Raw genomic sequence first — 14,341 nt, 5'->3', positions numbered from 1 at the left:
GTGAGGGGGCGCGCATGACCGCCGCGCTCTTCGGATTGTCGGCGCTTTCTCTGATCATATGGTGCGTTCTGCTCTTCGCGCGTGGCGGGTTTTGGCGCACGCGCTGCGCGCCGAAAGTCGCCGCCGACGCTATCGAAGCCTTCGGCTCATGGCCCGCGGTGGTCGCGGTCGTGCCGGCGCGCAATGAAGCGGACGTGATCGGCGCGGCTGTGACGTCGCTGATCGAGCAAGCCTATGAGGGGGCCTTCCACGTTGTCGTCGTCGACGATCACAGTACAGACGGCACGGCCGATGTCGCACGCGCCGCGGCGCTCGCGCGGGGCGTACCCGAGCGGTTGACGGTGATCGCCGCCGAGCCGCTGCCCGCCGGATGGTCCGGCAAAGTGTGGGCGCAGTCTCAGGGCGTCGCCGCCATCGAGGCGCGCGGCCTGCCTGCCGATTTTCTGCTGTTGACCGATGCCGACATCGCGCATCCGCCCGATGCCGTCGCGCAACTCGTTGCACGTGCAACGATCGAGCGTCGCGATCTGGTTTCGCTGATGGTGCGGCTACGCTGCGATTCGTTCTGGGAAAAGGCCCTCATTCCCGCGTTCGTTTTCTTTTTCGCCAAGCTCTACCCGTTCAAGTGGGTCAACGATCCTCGCAACAAGACAGCCGCGGCGGCGGGCGGGTGCATGCTGGTGAAGCGTGCGGCGCTGGAGGAGGCCGGCGGCATGGCGTCGATCCGCGCCGCCTTGATCGACGATTGCTCGCTCGCGGCGCGCATCAAGCATCGCGGCCAAGGCCGCCATGCGATTCGTCTCGACGTGGCCGCGAGCAGCCACTCGCTACGTCCGTACGACGGCCCCGGCGAAATCTGGAACATGATCGCGCGTACGGCTTTCACGCAGTTGCGATATTCGCCGTGGTTGCTTGCGGGAACGTTGGCAGGGATGGGCGTGATCTATCTGGCGCCGCCAGTGGTGGCGATGGCGCTCGGCCCGCTCGGCTGGCCCGCGTGGCTCGCTTGGGCGGCGATGTGCTGCGCCTACGCGCCCATGCTGCGCTATTACGGCCGCTCGCCCTGGTGGGCGCCCGCTTTGCCGCTCATCGCGCTCTTTTACGTGGGTGCGACGGTGGCATCCGCCGTGCGGTACTGGCGCGGCAAGGGGGGGCAGTGGAAAGCTCGCGTGCAAGCGCCCGCGCAGGGCAATTGAGCCTGCGCGGTCAGGACTGAGTCAGCATGAGGTAGAGCTCTACGGCGGCGTCGGGGGAGAACGTGAACGGCACCCAGCCGTGACCCGTATGCCGCGCGACCAGCAGACGGTCGCCGTTCGCTTGCTTCTGCATCGCTATGGCGGGGTTCTTGGTCGAAACGAAACGCCAGCCCGGCGGGAGCGCCATCGACGGCTCGGGTGTCATCGAGGCGCGGGCGTTGGCGAGCTCCTCGATCAATTGGCCGATTTGCTCCGGGTGCAGCGTGACGGACTGCGAGCCGATGCTGAGCGTCAGCGCGTTGTGCGCCGGACGCGCGACGCGCAGCGTCGGCCGTGCGTCGTTTGGCGCGTGCGTATCGTCAGCGGATTGCTTCGGCTCGCTTGTCGCGGCGGGCTCGGCCGCCTCGGCCGCGGCTGGCGCTCGTTCCGGCGCGGCATGCGCTGCCTGCTCCGCGGCCGCCTGGGCGAGCCGAAGGAGTTCGCTAAGCCGATCGACCTGCGCGTCGATCGCACCGATCTGTTCTTCCAAGTTCATGCGGCGGCTACTTCAACCAAAGAGACGCGATTCTACCGGGTGCGTGGCCCCTCTATTCGAGCGTGCCGCCGTCCAGTTGTAACAAAATGCACGCGCGGGGCTCACGTGCGCAGGTAGCCCGCTTCGCGAAACCATTGCAGCGCATCGCGCAAGCCGTCCAGATAAGGCCGCGCCAGGTAGCCGATTTCCCGCTCGGCCTTCGCCGACGTGAAATACATTTTGTTCTTCGACATCTTGAGACCGTCGACCGTGACGAACGGTTCGCGCTTGGTCACCTTCGCCACGCATTCTGCGCCGAATGCGAGGGGATAGAGCGGCCAGCGCGGCAAGCTGATCGAGGGCGGTTTGCGGCCCGTTTCCTTGGCGATGTCGGCGAGCATTTGCTGCAGCGGTAAATTTTCGCCGCCCAGAATATAGCGTTCACCGATCGTGCCGCGCTCGAGCGCCAGCAAATGACCTTCGGCGACATCGTCGACATGTACGAGATTCAAGCCCGTATCGACGAAGGCCGGGATTTTGCCGAGTGCGGCCTCGACGATGATGCGGCCGGTCGGCGTGGGGCGCACATCGCGCGGACCAATGGGCGTGGACGGATTGACGATGACTGCGGGTAGCCGGTCGCGTTCGATCATGCGCTCTACGGCGCGCTCGGCCAACACTTTGCTGCGCTTGTAGACGCCGATCGCCTGTTGTGCCGTGAGGGGCGCGGTTTCGTCGGCAACGCGCCCTTCGCGGGTGACTTTCAGCGTTGCGACGCTGCTCGTGTAGACGATGCGCTCGACGCCCTCGGCGAGCGCGGCCCGCATCGTGACTTCAGTGCCTTCGAGGTTGGCGCGTTCGATCTCGGAAGGATCGGGCGCCCATAGGCGGTAGTCGGCCGCCACGTGAAAGAGATATCGCGCGCCGCGCAGCGCGGCCCGCATCGAGCGTTCGTCGCGCATATCGCCGACGACGATTTCAGCGTCGAGCGATTCGAGGTTTTTGCGTGGGCTCGTCGCGCGCACGAGCACGCGCACGCGCATGCCGCGCGCGAGCGCCGTGCGTGCGACGGCTGAGCCGACGAAGCCCGATGCGCCCGTGACAAGCACGAGATCGCGGGAAGATTCGGTCATGGTATGGCGCGTATGAATTGATTACGTCGATGCGCCGAGATTGTACTTGGTGTTGTGTCCGCGCTTCAGGCGTAGGTCATCGTGCCTTGGTTGAACTGCGTAATGAAAGCGTGGGCGTCGGCGGCGGGCATCGGGCGAGCGAAGCGATAGCCCTGCACCACGCTGCAGCCGTGCCGGCGTAGAAACGCGAGTTGCGTTTCGGTTTCGACGCCCTCGGCCACGACTTTGAAGCCGAGCGCGCGACCCAACGACAGAATCGCACGCGTGATGACTTCGTCCTCGCGATGCCGGCCGATGCCGGAGACGAACGACATATCGAGCTTGAGTCGTTCGGCGTGGAAGTTGCGGATGTAGGACAGGCTCGAATAACCGGTGCCGAAATCGTCGATGGCGATATCGATGTCCATCGCCCGCAGCGCGCGCAGCACGTCTAGCGCGCCGATCGTCATGAGCGCGCCCTCGGTGATCTCGAGCTCTAGCAATCGCGGCGAGAGTCGCGCCCGCGAGAGTGCCTGCTGCACGACGCGCAGAATGTCGGCGCGCGCAAATTGGCGCGGCGACAAATTGACCGACATGCGCAACCCCGGAAGCGACGCTTGCCAGACTTGCGCTTGAAAACATGCTTGCTGCATCACCCATTCGCCGATCGGAACGATGAGGCCGTTTTCTTCCGCGATCGGAATGAAGGTCGCCGGGCTGACGCGGCCGAGTTCACTGTCGGCCCATCTCAACAGCGCCTCGACGCCCGTGACGCGATTCATATGGAGATCGACTTGGGGCTGATACTCGAGGCAGAATTCGCCATTGGCCAACGCGGCCCGCATGCGGCGCGATAGGGCTAGACGTTCGTCGGCGCGCCGGCCCAGATCGGGGGAGAAGCGTTGCAGCGAATTGCGGCCGTTCGATTTGGCGCGATACATGGCAAGATCGGCGCGGCGCAGTAGCGTCTCCGGATCGCCGCCGTCGTTGGGAAAGCATGCAACACCAATGCTCGTTTCGACATAGAACTCCGTGTCGTCGATCCAAACAGGCCGCGCGAACGCTTGCGAAGCACGTGCGAGCACCTCGGTGAGGCGGTCTTCTTCGCCGCTCTCGGAGATCACCATGACGAACTCGTCGCCGCCATAGCGCGCCACGGTGTCCGTCGCGCTCACGCAGGCGGAAAGACGCGCGCTGATTTCTTGCAGCAGGCGGTCGCCGATACCGTGACCGAGGCTGTCGTTGACATCCTTGAAGTGATCGATATCCATGAACACCACTGCGACGTGCGTCTCGTCGCGCCGGGCATCGCCGAGCGCTTGAGCGAGCCGTTCGTTCAAGCGATAGCGGTTCGGCAGCGAGGTGAGCGAATCGTAATTGGCTTGTTGGCTCAGTAAGTCACGCGATTGGACGAGCTCGGTCACGTCGTTGACGACGCTGATGTGATGCGTGACGGTACCGTTCTCGTCACGTACCGGCGCAATGTAGATCTGATTCCAAAACAGTGTGCCGTCGCGCCGGTAATTGCGCAGCAACGTCGTAATTTCGCGCTCTTCGGCCAAGGCGCGCCGGATCGAATCGATGCCGTCCTGTTGCCGGTCTTCGCCTTGCAGGAACCGGAAATCCAGACCTTTGACGTCCTCTACCGAATACCCCGTAATGCGCTCGAATGCGGGGTTGGTGTATTCGATCAAGTTGCCGTCTTCGGTCACGCGCGTGATGAGGACGGCGTTGACGATGGCATCGAGCGCGCGGCTGCGCAAATGCAGCGCAAGCTCGACGCCCTTGCGTTCGGTGATGTCTTCGTAAGTGGCGAGGAGACCGATGACTTTGCCGTGCGCATCGCGCAGTGGCACCTTCGTTTTACGCAGCCACCGCGACTTGCCGTTCGCCGCGGGCGAAAACTCTTCGTAATTCGCTAGCGGCTCGCCGCTTTGAATGACTTGGCGGTCACGCATGCGAGCAGTCTCGGCGCCGCTGCGCCAGGGGAGATCGTCGTCCGTGACGCCTACGATTTGCGAGGCATCGGTCAGACCCACATCGTGCGCAAACGCACGATTGCACCCGAGGTAGCGCGATTGCGTATCTTTCCAGAAGATGCGCTGCGGCACGCTGTCGATGACGGCCTCGAGCATTTGCTTCGATTCGCGCAACGCTTCCTTTGCGCATTCTTTTTCGGTCACGTCGATGGCCACGACGAAGCACGCGCGCCGATGTGCGTAGGTCATGAAGTGATACGACGCTTCGACGAAAAAGCGCGAGCCATCTTTGCGCACGTGCGTGCGCACGTGGGTGGAGCCGCTCGTCGTGTTACCTGCCGATGCCAACTTGATGAAGTTCGCCAAGAAGGCGGCACTGTCTTCGGGCGGGCGCAGCGCGGCGATCGACATGCCCGCGAGTTCGTCGCGTTCGTAACCATACTGCCGCACTGCGGCGCCGTTGATTGCGGCGATGGTGAGCGTTTCGACATCGTAGATGAGCATCGGTAAGGGATGCTCTTCGAAGTACTCGCGAAAGCGCGCTTCGCCTTCTTCCGTTGAAATCCGGGCGCGGGCGCGTTCGAGGCCGAACCGATGATTCGCGAGAAAGCCGTAGACCAGAAAGACGAAGGCCGCTGCCGCGGCGGACGCGAATGCAATGCGTTCGGAGGCATAGCGGCGCGCCATCTTGGTTGCTTGCGCGCCGGCGGACACGTCTTGGTCGGCGTCGAGACGGCGCAGATCGACGCTCACTCGATGCCGGCTCGTTTCGACGGCTACCAGCGCATCCCGCGGCAATTCGGCCGCTTGGGGCTGCGTGCCGCCTAGGGCTTGTGCGACGCTGCGCTGCCATTCGTGCGTAGCAGCGCGCAACGCTTCGATGTGTGCCGTTCGTTCTTTCGACGAATCGCGATTGCGTTCCAATGCATTGAGCGTTTGCTCCGCGCGCTCGATGCGCGAAACGGGCCATGGCGTCGCGCGTGAGGCCGGATCGGCGAGCACGCGCAAGAAATCGGCGTCCGCATCGGCGTAAATGCTTTCTAGATCCTCGACGTTGTCACGAATTTGTAACGCGCGCGCGAAGCGAGCGTCGTCGAGTTCGCGCGCGGCGAAGATCTGGCTGGCGCCGAACGCGACGATTCCGACCGCGATCGCGCATACCGCGACGGTCAGGATGGCGGTGCTATTGTCGTCGAGCCAGCTTCTGAGCAAGCGGGTGCGACCGATTTTCGCCCCGTGATCCTGTAGCGCCACCTTGAGTCTCCTCTCGCCAATTGACCTGTCGCGCATAGGCAATCAATGCATTTAACGACCGGCAAGTGACTTTTCTTTAGCGTTGACGCCGCGACGGCTTTCAAAAGCATTCGCGGCATGGCGATTACAATGCGGCGTTAGTGAGATCGCTGCTGGAGCAGGCAATGGAAGGTCCGGATTTGGACAAGAAGGTCGAGACATACTATGTGCGCGTCCGAGGTGTCGTGCAAGGGGTGGGGTTTAGGCATGCGACCCTACGTCAAGCGCATGCGCTCGGCATCACCGGTTGGGTAGCCAACGTGGCCGACGGCTCTGTGGAAGCGATGTTGCAGGGCACAGCGAATCAAATCGATCGGATGCTCGAATGGATGCGACGCGGGCCGCCTTCGGCGCGCGTGACGGAATGCGTTAGCGAGGAACGCAAGATCGATAAACGGTTTGCACGTTTCGAGCAGCATTGAGAAATCCCACAATCTGAGTTCTGTACGAACTGCGCTAACGAACCCGCTCGGCGCTGAACGGCTGGGTAAGAAAATGAAACGACAGGAAACGGGGCGTGGCATCGCACTATCAGTTGCAGCGACGACGTTATTCGCGCTTCTGTCGGTGTATACCCGGATGCTGCATCCGCTCGGCGGGCTCGATATTTTCGCGTGGCGGATCGTATGGACGGTGCCGGGAGCGTTGGTATTGGTCGCGCTGCGGGGGCGTGGTGCACAGATGTTGCAGCTCATGTGCGCTGCTGTGCGCGACCCGTTACGAGGGTTGATGCTGTTGCTCGCCAGCGGCTTGCTCGGCGCTCAGCTTTGGCTGTTCATGTGGGCGCCGCTGCACGGACGCATGCTCGAGGTGTCGCTCGGCTATTTTCTGCTGCCGCTGACGATGGTGCTGGTAGGGCGCTTCTATTACCGCGAGCGCCTCGTGCCGCTGCAATGGCTGGCGGTGGCATGCGCTACAGTGGGCGTGGCCCACGAATTGTGGGTCACGCATGCGTTTTCATGGCCGACGCTGGTGGTGGCCGTCGGTTACCCGCCTTACTTCGTGCTGCGTCGCAAGTTAGGAGGAGACTCGCTCGCGACGTTCGCCGTGGAGATCCTGTTGTTGCTGCCTGCGGCCGTGCCCGTCATTGCGATGAGCGCCGGCGCACAGGCGGCATTCCAGCGGCCGCTTTTGTGGGCGTTGCTGCTGCCGGGGCTGGGCGTATTGAGCACGATTGCACTCGCCAGCTATTTGAAGGCGAGCCGTATGTTGCCGATGGCATTGTTCGGGATTCTGGGCTATGTCGAGCCTGTCTTGCTCGTTTTGTTTTCGGTGATGTTCTTGGGCGAATCGCTATCGGCGCAACAGCTCGGGACCTATGTGCCTATTTGGATCGCTGTCGTGGTGACCGCCGTCCATAGCGTGCTTCTATTGCGCATGCGAGACGGCGTGACTCAGATCGGTTGATGCCTGTTGTGCTGGCCCTCGCGCAGCGCGCTGGCTTTGCGATCGACGCAATCGCGCAGTGCGCGCCGCCAGCCGAAACCGAACAGAATTTCGGCGAGGACGAATAGCGGGCCGATGACAAGGCCGATCAGATCGTCGGCGAAGGCGGGCTTGCGATGTTCATACGCGACATGTCCCACGAATTGGAACACCCAGCCGACGATGAATAGACCTGCGCCACTGCCCGCCCAGGCGATAGACGATGCTTGGGCGAGTATCGCGCCGATGATCAGGCAGCCTGCCGAGATCAGCGCCATGAGAAACCCGAGCGCCGCGTCGAGCACGATGTAATAGACGGTCGCGCAGAGGAACAGGGCCAGCGCGGGGGAGAGGCCGAACGGCAATGCGGCGACATGCCATTGAGGGCGGCTGAGCAAAATGGCCAACGCGAGCACGATCATCGGAATGCCGACGAAGTGGGTGGCGATGTTGCGCCGATCACGATGGTAGGACGCGTACTGCGCGAGTTGGTCGGTTAGCGTCTTCATATGAGCGGTGCCTTTGCCGATGGGAACTGCTACGAATTTGCGAAACATCGCATGGGCGGGCCGGATCTTCAAGTGCTTGAATGTTTCATTCGCATAAAACTTGGGGCGGCGGTTGCTACCCCCGGTGCATTCGTCGGCCAGTTGCTGCGGCGTGACCGCATGCGTTTTGCGGCGGTCTACCCGCGGTGTACACGCCAATTGGCTTTGCTTATAAAACCCGACCGGCGAGCCTTTTCATAACGGGCCACTGCAGGCATCGCCGGTAAATCGGTAAGAAATGGATGTGCTATCGATGCTACTCGGAAATTCGGAAAATATATCCTATGTGCAGATCGGTATAGTTCGAGACTATCCCCGAATCACCGGCATGTTTGTCGATTTCTTTTTCCGTCTCAATTAGAATTTCGTGCTTCTGGAAATCTTGCAGCCTGCGGACAAATAAGGGGTGCGGCATGGCGTTCGGTGCGCTTTTCGACGCGCTGTTCGATGTCGATAAGGAAGCGTTCGAGCCGAGCGCGGTGAGCGTGTGCGGTGCCGCGCTGATCATAAGGCTAGAGAAGGTGGTGGCGTATTCGATCGACAGAGTTCGGGCCAGCCTCCTCGCAACCCCACCCGAGCGAGGCTGAACAATGCCGGCCTCCCCGCGCCGTCGCCCTCAAACAAACGGATTCCCCACGCTCCCGGTAGCCTCCGGCGGTTCCTCCTTCGCGACATCCGGCAGCGCCTTCTCCCGCTCGAGGGCCTCAACGATCGCATCGACGGCCTGCTTCAGCGCGCGCGCCGCTTTCAACCCCCGCTTGTCCTTGCCGATCTTCAGCGACCCCGCAAATGAAACGCTGGCCGTGCTATTGGAAACAGTCAGCGCATCGCCCTCGATACTGAGCACTTCGTCGTCGTTCGCAAATGCATGAAAGTCAGACACCTTTGAGTCCTCCGATTCGTTGATCCTTCAGCGCGTCCGGAATCCCGGGAAAGTGCATGCCGCTCATCCCTTCGAGTTCGTGCACGGTCTTCATCTCGTAGCGATTCGTCGCGACGTTATCGACGACGATCGCAAACGCTTCCTTCGCCGCAGGCACATATACCACCTTGAACAACTGCGTAGGCACAAAAACGTGCGACGCGCCGATCGTGCGCAACGTTTGTCCGGTGAACAGGGGCCCCGTCATGACGTAAGCCTCGCCATAACGAACCGCGATCTTGCGCACGGCCATTTCGATGTGCGCCCACAAGTGCTGATTGTTCTCCCGATCCTGCGGAACGATATTCGCGAGCGTGAACGATTGAGCCATTGCCTCGCCGTTCCAGCGATCGCCGGCCGGGCTCATGTGTCCACGGTCGAAGCCGCTGCGCTTGTAATCGGCCAATGTTGCGCCTTCTCCCGCCGGCAGTGCAGGATCCTCGAAGAACTTGTTCGTGCGCACCTGCTCGCGCGCCTTCCCCAAATGCTCGCGTGTCAAATGCTCGGCCGACCAAAGTGGCCCGTGCGTCAAGCCGGAATGCAAAACGGCGAAATCGGAGTAGCAGAGCAGGCGCGTCTTCGGCGCCATCTTGGCGTTGGCCAGAACCGGGAATTGCCCGTTGGGGGCGAATTGCTGGCATTCGGGCGCGGCAACGGCGTGCGCGCTCAGCGCGATCAACAGCGTGGCAAGCAGCTTCTTCATAGGGGCAACGAGTACTTTCATGTTCGAGTGTTCAGCGGGACGCAAGTATAGCGGCGCACGCGCCGACACAGAACAACACGGCAGAACAACACGGGCCGTCGCGCCCGCCGGAAAGCGCTGGTCCCTCCTGCGACTCAACCGATTCGAACTCGCGCAGGCCGTCCCCGCTACAGCGCTCATCCACATCCCGCCGGCTCGGGGAAGGGCCATCCCTAGCGCGTCATGACCCGCGGCGCTGCCAATTGCGACTCTGCCTGCGGACGTCGATGTGAAAGTAAGCAATTCGAACCCGCTGCCCGCGTTATCGCTTAGCTAACGACGCGATTCGCGCTAATTAGAAATGGAAAGAAACAAGAAAGCAAAATGAAATTACATAGTTAACAAAGTTAGATTGGCCCCTCTAAAGAGCAATCCGCAGGTTGCTAGTTTCACCTAGCTATCGATTGCTAACCCTGGCTCGTGCATACCGACGGTGCGGGTTGCAACACCTTCGCTCGGGTTGCGATGTGGTTGCTATACAGGAAGGTATGAATCCCTCGCTTACGCCGCATGAATAGCCCGTCGACCCTATGCAAACGGCGTATCACGACTTCGACGGCGCCAGTGCAATGGTTGCACCTTTGAGAAGCTCTCACCGTTAATCTCAAAACCGCGTGCCAACCCAAGGCAAACCACTGCCATCGCATTCGCACCCAAGCGGTGCATTGTGGAAAGAATTGGGATCAGGTAAACCTAATTTAGCTCTATCAAACAATTTTTGACGACCAGTTTCTGGCCTGATATGGTTCCGCACACTGAAGACAAGACAAGCGCTGCTCGTGCGCTAGGCAGCAAAATAAGAGCGCTGCGCAAAAGGCTCCAACGCACACTCGACGAAACGGCAACGGTGGCCGGCATCTCGAAGCCGTTTCTGTCGCAAGTAGAGCGAGGGCTAGCAACGCCGTCCATTACGTCGTTGGTCGGCATTGCGCGAGCGCTAGGGGTAACGGTGCAGTTCTTCGTCGATACGCCGACGGAAGGGAAGTCCGTTCGGCGCGCAGACGAATTGCAGTTCTTTAGCTTTGCCGATTCGGCCAACCTTTTCGCCCGGCTCACGAATGTGCAGGGCGATCGGCAGCTCGACGCGATCCTCGTCAGGCTGCCGGCGGGACAACCGCCGTCGGAAGTCACAACGCATGCGGGAGAAGAATTCCTGTATGTATTGCGCGGTGAGATAACACTAAGCCTCGAGGGCACCACGTTCGTATTGCACGCTGGCGACAGCGCGCACTATGAATCCACTGTCCCGCACGGATGGGCCAACACCGCCAGCGATGAGACGGTGCTCGTGTGGGTCGGTACGCCAAGGTTGTTTTGATTAGCCGCTGTTCGTTTTCCTGCGGCCTCCGGTCTTCGCATGTCAGTTAGGAATCCTAACTAACCAACATGTGGGAATGGAAGCCGAGCGAATCTCGCCGTTCAATTGCGGCCGAGATCGCACGTCTGCACGCCGAGATCCGGTAAGCGGGCGCAATGCATATTCGCTCAGTTAGGACTACTAACCAAGCGAATCGGCACATCCGTCTTCAGTCGAGCGTGTGCCATAGCCGTTGAACGATTTATGACGCAGTGCGAGAACGGGGCAGTCAACAGGGGCGGTGCTGGGGTGCCGCAAGCGAGAGGGTGAGCCATGCCTTCGCGCAGAACAACTTGGCGTTACTGACGAGAGAAGGGGAAAAATGAAACTGACGGCTTTAGGATCGGCCATACGAACCATCGTTTGGGCTGAGGTGGCATTGACGGCGGCGCTCGGCACGTCGGTCGCTTTTGCTCAAAGCCAGCCCGCGACACAGGGCGCGCATTCGACGGCCGCGGCGCCGGTCGGAGCATCGAACGCGGCCGCAGCCAGCGCCGCGGCGTCGGGCACCGCTGCGGCGACCACGGCGGCAGGCGCGGTGGCGAACGGGGCGGCAAAGGCGCCGGGTAACGTTCAGAAGTTGCAGCGTTTCGAAGTGACGGGCTCTCTGATTCGAAGCTCCGACAAAGTTGGTTTCAACCAAGTCCAAACGGTGACCGCCAAGCAAATCGAGCAGAGCGGCGCATCGTCGGTGGCGGACTTTTTGCGCAATACGACGGCCAACTCGGCCAACAGTTGGAGCGAAGGCCAAACCGGTAACTTCGCGGCGGGCGCCGCTGGTATGGCGCTGCGCGGCCTCAGCGAGAAGTACACGCTGGTGTTGGTCGACGGGCAGCGTGTGGCGCCGTTCGCCGCCTTCTCCAACACGGTCGATTCGTTCTTCGACTTGAACACCCTGCCGCTGAACGATATCGAGCGCATCGAAATCGTCAAGACGGGCGCGGTGTCGCAATACGGTTCCGACGCGATCGGCGGCGTCGTCAACATTATCACGAAGCGCAACTTCCACGGCGTGCAACTGGATGGCAGCTACGGTAGCGCGATCAACGCCGGTAACGGCGATGGCACCACCAAGTTCGGCATTCTCGCCGGCTTCGGCAATCTGAATAGCGATCGCTTCAACGTCACTGCGGCAGCAAGCTTTTATCAGTCGAGCGGCTTCACGCTCGCCGATCGCGACTCGACGCGCAGCGAGGATTGGACGGGTAAGCCCGGCGGCTTGTCGGTTCTCGCGCCGTCTTTCTGGAATATGCCCGACGGCAGTGCACATGCGTTGAGTTCGTGCGCGTACGGCGGCTCGGTTCATCCCGCTGCCACCAACTCGTTGACGCCCGGAATGGCAGGCACGCTGTGCGGCATCAACACCGCCAGCGGCATGTCGATCCTGCCGCAGACGCAGCGTCTGAACGCCAAGCTCCACGCGGACTTCAAGGTCGACGATAAGACCACGGCATTCGCGGACTTCCTCGTGAGCCGCAATCAAACGACGACCAATGACGGCATCTGGGGCAATACGGTGGGCAATCCGCAGAACCCGCCCCTCTATTGGAACCCGCAGACGCAACAGCTCGCCCCGTTCAACACGGTGGTGCCCGCCAGCAATCCGTACAACCCGTTTGGCGTACCGACGGCGCTCACGTATTCGTTCCCGAATACGAACGCTGAAAAAACGGATGCCACTTACTGGCGCGCCTCGACGGGTGTGAAGGGTTCGTTCACGCTGCCGTACGGCGATTGGGATTGGGCCACTTCGGTCAGCCACTCGCAAAGCGTCGTCTCGAACACGTATACGAACCAGTTGAACGTCGCCGCGCTGAACAACATTTATCAGAACGGCACGTTCAACTTCGCCAATCCCTCGGCCACGCCCAACGGGCTCAATGGCTTGTATCAGAACGCCGGCAACCTCGGCATTTCGAAGCTCGATACGATCGATGCGACGATCTCGACGCCAAATCTGTTCCACCTGCCAACGGGTGACGTGGGCGTGGGCTTCGGCGCACAGTTCACGCATCAGAGCGTTTCGCTCATGCCGGGTTCGGAGTTCTCGAGCGGCGAAGTGCTTAATCCGAACCTGCAGACGGTGCAAGGCCAGCGTAACGTTGGCGCCGCCTACTATCAGATCGACGTGCCTATCATCCGCAACCTGACGTTCAGCCAATCGGGCCGCTACGACCACTACAGCGACGTCGGCGGGGCGTTCTCGCCGCGCTTCGCGTTGCGTTATCAACCGGTTCAAGCGCTGACGATGTACGCATCGTACAACCGTGGTTTCCGCGCGCCGACGTTCGTCGAGGACAGCCGGTCGCAAACCATGGGGATTCAAGTCGACCCCAATACCGGCCTGAACTACACGTCGATTACGGTGGGCAACCCTAATCTGTCGCCCGAACGCACCCGCAATCTGAATATCGGTTTCCAAGCTTCGCCCACGCGTACGACCGACATCGGTTTCGAGTGGTACAAGATTCGCGTCGATAACGTGATCGGTCAAGGCCGCCCGTCGCAAATCGTCACGGATCCGACCACGGGTGCGATCCTTTACAAGTTCATTCCGTATCAGAACCTGGGCTATCTCGACACCAACGGTTTCGAGGGCACGTTCCGTCAAGCAGTACCGACGCATCTTGGTACGTTCACGCTGTCGGGCGATTGGGCGTACGTGAATCAATTCAAGCTCGGCTCGCCGGGACGCGCCCCGGTGGACGGCGCGGGCAACAACTACACGCTCACGCAACCGTTCGGCGGCAGCTTCCCGCGCTGGCGCGGAAACACGACGTTGGATTGGACGTATCACAAGTTCGATGCCGCGCTGACCTGGCAGTTCACGGGCCCGTACGCGCAAAACTTGTTGGCGGCACCCGCGCCGGCCAAGGTTGGCTCGTACAGCCAGTTCAATCTGATGGTCTCGTACACGGGCTTCAAGCATTGGACGATCTATGGCGGCATCGACAACATCTTCAATCGCACGCCTCCGTACGATCCAATCTTCGCGGAAGGCACGCTCGACCTGAACGGCTACGACCAATCGATCTATACCTACATCGGTCGTTTCGCGCAGATCGGCGCGACCTATAAGTTCTAACAAAAAGGCATCTCGAGATAGCTGGTCGGTCCGCCGCTTTCGCACCCGAGCAACGCTTGGACTCGAAAGCGAGGCCAAGCCTGCAAAGGCGGCGGACCTGTTTTTTTGAGCAGTCGCAAGAAGTCCCTTGTGATCGGCCTCATCCCGCGGTTCGTTGCATGACGAGCG

General features: G+C 61.3%; 12 protein-coding genes. 6 read left to right on the top strand and 6 right to left on the bottom strand.

Annotated elements, in window-relative coordinates; genetic code table 11:
• The first annotated feature begins 14 nt into the window (after positions 1 to 14).
• Positions 15 to 1,196 (top strand): glycosyltransferase, encoded by a 1,182-nt coding sequence (locus tag MMB74_RS25715; protein WP_277431485.1) that lies wholly within the window; start codon positions 15 to 17, stop codon positions 1,194 to 1,196.
• 10 nt (positions 1,197 to 1,206) lie between these two features.
• On the opposite strand, the gene MMB74_RS25710 is transcribed toward MMB74_RS25715, so the two are convergent.
• The 3 genes from MMB74_RS25710 to MMB74_RS25700 all read right to left on the bottom strand — a co-directional run bounded on the left by MMB74_RS25710 (position 1,207) and on the right by MMB74_RS25700 (position 6,055).
• Entirely contained in the window at positions 1,207 to 1,731 is a 525-nt protein-coding gene (locus tag MMB74_RS25710; protein ID WP_277431484.1) for a hypothetical protein, read from the bottom strand.
• 101 nt (positions 1,732 to 1,832) lie between these two features.
• Positions 1,833 to 2,843, bottom strand: a complete 1,011-nt coding sequence (gene hpnA, locus MMB74_RS25705) for a hopanoid-associated sugar epimerase (RefSeq protein ID WP_277431483.1) — start codon at positions 2,841 to 2,843, stop codon at positions 1,833 to 1,835.
• Positions 2,844 to 2,908: 65 nt separating this feature from the next.
• Positions 2,909 to 6,055: an EAL domain-containing protein gene (locus MMB74_RS25700; RefSeq protein ID WP_277431482.1), complete on the bottom strand. Its 3,147-nt coding sequence runs from the start codon at positions 6,053 to 6,055 to the stop codon at positions 2,909 to 2,911.
• A gap of 164 nt (positions 6,056 to 6,219) precedes the next feature.
• On the opposite strand from MMB74_RS25700, the gene MMB74_RS25695 reads away from it, so the two are divergent.
• Together MMB74_RS25695 and rarD are read left to right on the top strand one after the other, a co-directional pair.
• Positions 6,220 to 6,516 (top strand): acylphosphatase, encoded by a 297-nt coding sequence (locus tag MMB74_RS25695; protein ID WP_277431481.1) that lies wholly within the window; start codon positions 6,220 to 6,222, stop codon positions 6,514 to 6,516.
• 73 nt (positions 6,517 to 6,589) lie between these two features.
• On the top strand, positions 6,590 to 7,501 hold the full coding sequence (gene rarD / locus MMB74_RS25690) for an EamA family transporter RarD (RefSeq protein ID WP_277431480.1): 912 nt from the start codon (positions 6,590 to 6,592) through the stop codon (positions 7,499 to 7,501).
• Here the strand turns inward: rarD and MMB74_RS25685 are convergent.
• Positions 7,489 to 8,028 carry an Mpo1-like protein gene (locus tag MMB74_RS25685; protein WP_277431479.1) on the bottom strand — a complete coding sequence of 180 codons (540 nt, stop codon included), beginning with the start codon at positions 8,026 to 8,028 and terminating at the stop codon, positions 7,489 to 7,491. The two genes, rarD and MMB74_RS25685, sit on opposite strands and share 13 nt — an antisense overlap.
• Positions 8,029 to 8,480: 452 nt before the next feature.
• Between MMB74_RS25685 and MMB74_RS25680 the strand changes: the two genes are divergently transcribed.
• Complete coding sequence (locus MMB74_RS25680) at positions 8,481 to 8,654, top strand: hypothetical protein (protein ID WP_277431478.1); 174 nt, start codon at positions 8,481 to 8,483, stop codon at positions 8,652 to 8,654.
• A gap of 29 nt (positions 8,655 to 8,683) precedes the next feature.
• Here the strand turns inward: MMB74_RS25680 and MMB74_RS25675 are convergent, their stop codons facing one another.
• Positions 8,684 to 8,914 (bottom strand): hypothetical protein, encoded by a 231-nt coding sequence (locus MMB74_RS25675; protein WP_277431477.1) that lies wholly within the window; start codon positions 8,912 to 8,914, stop codon positions 8,684 to 8,686.
• A gap of 28 nt (positions 8,915 to 8,942) precedes the next feature.
• The gene (locus MMB74_RS25670; protein WP_277431499.1) at positions 8,943 to 9,692 is read right to left on the bottom strand and encodes a DNA/RNA non-specific endonuclease; all 750 of its coding nucleotides are present in this window, start codon (positions 9,690 to 9,692) and stop codon (positions 8,943 to 8,945) included.
• 781 nt (positions 9,693 to 10,473) lie between these two features.
• Between MMB74_RS25670 and MMB74_RS25665 the strand changes: the two genes are divergently transcribed.
• On the top strand, positions 10,474 to 11,049 hold the full coding sequence (locus tag MMB74_RS25665) for a cupin domain-containing protein (RefSeq protein ID WP_277431476.1): 576 nt from the start codon (positions 10,474 to 10,476) through the stop codon (positions 11,047 to 11,049).
• A 361-nt stretch (positions 11,050 to 11,410) separates the two neighbouring features.
• Positions 11,411 to 14,173 carry a TonB-dependent receptor gene (locus MMB74_RS25660; RefSeq protein WP_277431475.1) on the top strand — a complete coding sequence of 921 codons (2,763 nt, stop codon included), beginning with the start codon at positions 11,411 to 11,413 and terminating at the stop codon, positions 14,171 to 14,173.
• The last annotated feature ends 168 nt before the right edge of the window (positions 14,174 to 14,341 follow it).

This window comes from Trinickia sp. Y13 (assembly GCF_029522115.1).
GTDB lineage: Bacteria > Pseudomonadota > Gammaproteobacteria > Burkholderiales > Burkholderiaceae > Trinickia.
Note: the sequence above shows the minus strand (reverse complement) of the source record. Positions and strands in the feature narration are given on the sequence as shown.

Coding starts and splice junctions, on each gene's coding strand:
- MMB74_RS25715 (WP_277431485.1), top strand. CDS start 15: ATGACCGCCGCGCTCTTCGGATTGTCGGCGCTTTCTCTGATCATATGG.
- MMB74_RS25710 (WP_277431484.1), bottom strand. CDS start 1,731: ATGAACTTGGAAGAACAGATCGGTGCGATCGACGCGCAGGTCGATCGG.
- hpnA (WP_277431483.1), bottom strand. CDS start 2,843: ATGACCGAATCTTCCCGCGATCTCGTGCTTGTCACGGGCGCATCGGGC.
- MMB74_RS25695 (WP_277431481.1), top strand. CDS start 6,220: ATGGAAGGTCCGGATTTGGACAAGAAGGTCGAGACATACTATGTGCGC.
- rarD (WP_277431480.1), top strand. CDS start 6,590: ATGAAACGACAGGAAACGGGGCGTGGCATCGCACTATCAGTTGCAGCG.
- MMB74_RS25685 (WP_277431479.1), bottom strand. CDS start 8,028: ATGAAGACGCTAACCGACCAACTCGCGCAGTACGCGTCCTACCATCGT.
- MMB74_RS25680 (WP_277431478.1), top strand. CDS start 8,481: ATGGCGTTCGGTGCGCTTTTCGACGCGCTGTTCGATGTCGATAAGGAA.
- MMB74_RS25670 (WP_277431499.1), bottom strand. CDS start 9,692: ATGAAGAAGCTGCTTGCCACGCTGTTGATCGCGCTGAGCGCGCACGCC.
- MMB74_RS25665 (WP_277431476.1), top strand. CDS start 10,474: ATGGTTCCGCACACTGAAGACAAGACAAGCGCTGCTCGTGCGCTAGGC.
- MMB74_RS25660 (WP_277431475.1), top strand. CDS start 11,411: ATGAAACTGACGGCTTTAGGATCGGCCATACGAACCATCGTTTGGGCT.